Genomic DNA, 4,800 nt, shown 5'->3' with positions numbered 1-4,800 from the left:
GTGTGAACGGCTCCGTTATCCGCTCCAGAAGCCACGCCTCATGCCCGCCTGCAATCTTGCGTGGCGGGTGGCCGCCTGTCCCTGCCGGAGCGCAACTCCCGGTCGCACGCAAACGCTGCGACCACTTCACAACACTGGACGGAGCCACATCCAGGGCCGCTGCGACCTGACGCACGCTCTCGCCCCCCAACAGCCGCGCCATTGCCCTCTCTCGAAGGTCCATTGAAAGTGCTCTACCCACTACTCGCCCTCCATCTTGTGGTCGGCAACAGTGAATCACCAAAATGCAGGCCTGTGAATCCTCTATCGATTCAGGCTGATTTCATCCCGCTCTAGCGGCTGCGCGGGCCCGCTCTCAGCGACCCCTCCCCCCATGGCAAAACCACAAGGACCCGCTGCTACAGCGGGCCCTTGCGGCCGTCGGCGCACCGCGAGGGCAGAGCGCTCTCTGCGGGCGGTCGCGTTCAGCGTGTCTCGGTCACCGGCTCGGCGCCATGGGCGAAGCGTTCGATGATCGGGCATTCGGGACGGTCGTCGCCGGCGCATTTTCCGATCAGGTCGTCGAGCGTCTTTCGCATCTGCCGCAGGCTGCTGATCTTGGCGTCGATTTCCGCCAGATGCTCCCGCGCGATGGCCTTCACATCGGCGGACGCGCGACTGTCGTCCTCCCACAAAGACAGAAGCGCGCGGCAATCGCCGATGGTGAACCCCAGCGCCCGTGCGCGTTCCAGGAAACTGAGCTTGTGCACGTCGCTTTCGCGAAAGGCGCGGTAGCCGTTCGTGTCGCGCGCCGGATTCACAAGGCCGATTTCCTCATAGTAGCGAATCGTCTTCGGCGGCAGGCCCGAGCGGGCGGCGGCTTCTCCGATGTTCATTCGGCTGGCTCCCTCATGGCACCCGCAGGCGCGGCCGTGGCCGGCGCGACGGTGTCCTGCCCGTCGCCTCCGATCCTGATCTTGCGCAGCCGCAACGCGTTGGTCAGCACGAAGACACTCGATAGCGCCATCGCGCCGGCAGCCAGCATCGGCGACAGCAACGTTCCGGTCACCGGCCACAGCACACCGGCCGCGACCGGGATCAGCGCCGTGTTGTAGGCAAAGGCCCAGAACAGGTTCTGCCGGATGTTGCGCATCGTGTGGCGGCTGATCTCCACGGCGTTGACCACGCCGCGGGGATCGCCGGACATCAGCACCACGTCGGCGGTCTCGATGGCGACATCGGTGCCCGTGCCCATGGCGATGCCCACCTCCGCCGCTGCCAGCGCAGGGGCGTCGTTGATCCCGTCGCCGACGAAGGCGATGCTGCCGTCGCCGCGCAGACTGTCGATCGCGGCGACCTTTCCATCGGGCATGACCTCTGCCACCACGTCGTCGATCCCCAGATCGCGGGCGATCGCCTCTGCCGTTCCGCGCGCGTCGCCCGACACCATGGCGACCCGCAAACCCCTTTTCCTGAGGTCGGCAATCACCTGCGACGCGCCCCGCTTGACCGGATCCGCGACGCCGATCACCGCTGCCAGGTCGCCGTCGACGGCCACGAAGAGCGGCGTCCGCCCGGCTTCGGCGATCTCTGCGGCGGCGGGGTCGAGCGCATCTGTCGCGATGCCGTCGCGCGCCATCAGCCGGGCGGCTCCGACCAGCACCATTGCGCCGTCCACCGTTCCGCGGGCGCCGAGGCCCGTGAGACTCTCGAACCCATCGACCTGCGCCACATCCAGCCCGCGCGTCTCAGCGCCGCGCAGGATCGCGCTGGCGATCGGGTGCTCGGACGAGCTTTCGACCGCGGCGGCAAGCGCCAGCGTCCGGTCCGCGTTCCGACCGTCCGCGGCGATCAGGTCGGTCAGCTCCGGCCGCCCTTCGGTCAGCGTGCCCGTCTTGTCGAACACCACCGTCGTGACTTCCTGCAGGCGTTGCAGGGCATCGCCCTTGCGGAAGAGAACGCCCTTTTCGGCGGCCCGGCCGGTCCCCACCATGACGCTGGTGGGCGTCGCCAGACCCATGGCGCAGGGACAGGCTATGATCAGGACGGACACGCCGGACACCAGCGCAAGCCCGATCGCCGGATCCGGTCCGAAGATCAGCCACACGGCGACCGTCACGGCCGCAACCGTCAGCACCGCCGGGACGAACCAGCGCACCACCCGGTCGACCAGGGCCTGAATCGGCAGCTTGGCGCCCTGCGCCTCCTGGACCATGCGCACGATACCGGCCAGGACGGTATCCTCACCGACGGCCCTGGCGCGCAGGCGCAGCGCGCCGGTCCCGTTGACCGTGCCGCCGGTGGCGGTGGTCCCGGAGGTCTTTTCGACCGGCAGCGGCTCACCGGTCAGCATCGATTCGTCCACGAAGGATCGCCCGTCGATCACCTCTCCGTCCACTGCGATACGCTCACCGGGTCGCACCAGCACGATGTCTCCCGGCACCACGTCGGCCAGCGGCACTTCATGGGCCGCTCCGTCCCGTTCGATCCGCGCGGTCTTGGGCCGCAGTCCGACCAGCGCCCGGATTGCCGCGCCGGTGCGGCCCTTGGCGCGGGCCTCCAGCCAGCGGCCCAGCAGGATCAGGGTGGCGATGACGCCCGCGGCTTCGAAATAGACCGCGACGGACCCCGGCGGCAGAACCTGCGGGGCGAAGGTCGCGACGGTCGAATAGGCCCAGGCGGCCAGCGTTCCCAGCGCCACCAGAGAGTTCATGTCCGGCGCCGCCCGGAAGAGCGCCGGAAGGCCCTTGGCGAAGAACCCCCGCCCGGGCCAGGCCAGCACCAGCGTGATCAGCACGAACTGGATCAGCCACACGTTCTGCCGCCCGATCGCCGCCTCGACGCTGTCGCGCAGACCGGGGATCAGGTAGCCGCCCATCTCCAGAAGGAACACCGGCAGGGTCAGCAAACCCGCGATCACCGTCTGGCGTGCCAGCGCGTCCGTTTTCGCGGTCCCCGGCTCCCCGGCGGGCGCGGTACCGCCCTGCACGCGCGCCGGGTATCCGGCCTCCGTCGCGGCGCGCGCCAGAGCCTCCGGCGTCGTCGCACCGTCGAGCCAGTCGACCTGCGCCGTGCCGGTTGCAAGGTTCACCCGTGCGCCCAGCACGCCGGGCACCGCCTCAAGCGCCCGTTCGACGCGGCCGGTGCAGGACGCGCAGCTCATTTCCTCGATATCGAAGGTGGTGGTGTGGCGCGCTGCGGGATAGCCGGCGCTGTCCAGCGCCGCGGCCACGTCCGCCAAGGCGGCGTCGCCGGGCGCGACATGCGCCGTCTCCGTCGCAAGGTTCACGTCAGCCGCTTCGACTCCGGGCACGGCGCGGATCGCGCGTTCGGCGCGTCCCACGCAGGACGCGCACGACATGTTCTGCACGCGTATCGTGATGGTCCTGCCGGTCATGCGGGGTCTCCTTCAATTCTGTCCGAGCCTACCTAGGGTTTCCAGTAACTGGAAGGTCAAGCTGGCCGCGAATTTTTCCGCCGGCCTTGACCTTCCAGCGGCAGGAACCCCCATATCGCCACCCTAATCGTGAAGGAGAGTTCCATGACCCGTCTGTCCGTCCCCAGCATGAGTTGCGGCCATTGCAAAGGTGCCGTTGAGCGCGCCGTCGCCAGCGTCGATCCGGACGCGCGCACCACCGTCGATCTGAAGACCCGCACGGTCGAGATCGACAGCGCGGCATCGCAATCGGCCCTGATCGCCGCACTCGCGACCGAAGGCTATCCTGCGGCTCCGGCGGCCTGACGACCCGGCGCACGCAATGCGCCGCGCGCGTCGGCGGAAGCTGAGCGGTTACGGCTCTGTTGCACAAATCGAGTGAGGGATTTATCTCGTGAATCCAGCGTGGTAGCTGGGATGCATGAGCAGATCGACACCCCCGACCTACAGGACCAGGAATTGGCCCGCCTACAATGAAGCGCTCAAGCGCCGAGGCTCGCTGACGATCTGGTTCGACCCCGCCATGAACTGGGATGCCGCGCCGACAGGCAGGCGCGGCCGCCAACGGACCTACAGCGATCCCGCCATCCAGACATGCCTGACGATGAAGGTTCTGTTTGGCATGGCGTTGCGCCAGACGACCGGGTTCGTCGAGAGCCTGTTGCGTCTGATCGGTTTGAACTGGGCGGCGCCCGACTTCAGCACGCTGTCACGCCGTCAGAAGTCCTTGGCCGTCAATATCCCCTACCACGGTTCCAGGGGGCCTTTGCACCTGCTGATCGATAGCACCGGCATCAAGGTCGAGGGCGAAGGGTGCGGTGGGACCGTGGCCGCAGTGCGGCCGCGCAAGCCCGAAGCACGGAATGCCCGCAAGCATGGCGGCCTCAAACTGAGGTGCCCCTAGATTTGTAGACGCTTTGCCCCCTAACTTTGAGGCGAGGAGGCCGAGATGGGGACAAGCAATTACAGCGACGAGTTCAAACAGGATGCGGTGCATCAGATCACGGTGCGCGGTTATCCGGTGCGGGAGGTATCGCAGCGTTTGGGCGTCAGCACGCATTCTCTTTACAAGTGGCTGAAGTTGTTCGCGGAACCGGTTTCAAAGCCCGGCGTGGATCATGAAGCCGAGAACCGGCGTCTGAAGCGAGAGCTGGCTCGCGTGACCGAGGAGCGCGACATTCTAAAGAAGGCAACGGCGTACTTCGCGCGCGCGTCCCAATGAAGTACGCGTTCATCCGGGCGCATCGCGAAGAGTTCGGCGTTCGGGCCATGTGCCGAGTGCTGCGGGTGCATTTCAGCGGGTTCTATGCATGGCTTAAGGAACCGTTAAGCTACCGCGCACAGGAGGATGCACGTCAGACGAAACTGATCCGACAGGCTTGGGC

The 4,800-nt window shown here is 67.2% G+C and carries 3 protein-coding genes and 3 pseudogenes; 3 read left to right on the top strand and 3 right to left on the bottom strand.

The genetic code is table 11. From position 1 onward, the window contains the following. From KW83_RS20820 to KW83_RS18905, 3 genes and pseudogenes are all read right to left on the bottom strand, one after another. Positions 1 to 202, bottom strand: a pseudogene (locus KW83_RS20820) (IS630 family transposase); the annotation flags it as partial. A gap of 262 nt (positions 203 to 464) precedes the next feature. Continuing rightward, positions 465 to 875 (bottom strand): Cu(I)-responsive transcriptional regulator, encoded by a 411-nt coding sequence (cueR, locus tag KW83_RS18910; protein ID WP_036182235.1) that lies wholly within the window; start codon positions 873 to 875, stop codon positions 465 to 467. Beyond that, positions 872 to 3,376, bottom strand: coding sequence for a heavy metal translocating P-type ATPase (locus KW83_RS18905; protein ID WP_036182232.1), 2,505 nt, complete (start codon positions 3,374 to 3,376; stop codon positions 872 to 874). Before KW83_RS18905 ends, cueR begins: the two co-directional genes overlap by 4 nt. 144 nt (positions 3,377 to 3,520) lie before the next feature. Here KW83_RS18905 and KW83_RS18900 point away from each other — a divergent pair, with 144 nt between their 5' ends. The 3 genes and pseudogenes from KW83_RS18900 to KW83_RS21665 all read left to right on the top strand — a co-directional run. After that, positions 3,521 to 3,721, top strand: a complete 201-nt coding sequence (locus KW83_RS18900) for a heavy-metal-associated domain-containing protein (protein WP_036182229.1) — start codon at positions 3,521 to 3,523, stop codon at positions 3,719 to 3,721. A 115-nt stretch (positions 3,722 to 3,836) separates the two neighbouring features. Continuing rightward, positions 3,837 to 4,310: pseudogene (locus tag KW83_RS18895) on the top strand (IS5 family transposase); the annotation flags it as partial. 54 nt (positions 4,311 to 4,364) lie between these two features. Continuing rightward, positions 4,365 to 4,800 (top strand): annotated as a pseudogene (locus KW83_RS21665) (transposase); the annotation flags it as partial.

The sequence above is a fragment of the Palleronia rufa genome, assembly GCF_000743715.1.
Classification (GTDB): Bacteria; Pseudomonadota; Alphaproteobacteria; order Rhodobacterales; family Rhodobacteraceae; genus Palleronia; species Palleronia rufa.
This window is presented reverse-complemented; position numbering and strand designations above follow the sequence as displayed.

What these genes read in the sequence shown, in the direction of transcription:
- cueR (WP_036182235.1), bottom strand. Translation starts at nt 875, where the DNA reads ATGAACATCGGAGAAGCCGCCGCCCGCTCGGGCCTGCCGCCGAAGACG.
- KW83_RS18905 (WP_036182232.1), bottom strand. Translation starts at nt 3,376, where the DNA reads ATGACCGGCAGGACCATCACGATACGCGTGCAGAACATGTCGTGCGCG.
- KW83_RS18900 (WP_036182229.1), top strand. Translation starts at nt 3,521, where the DNA reads ATGACCCGTCTGTCCGTCCCCAGCATGAGTTGCGGCCATTGCAAAGGT.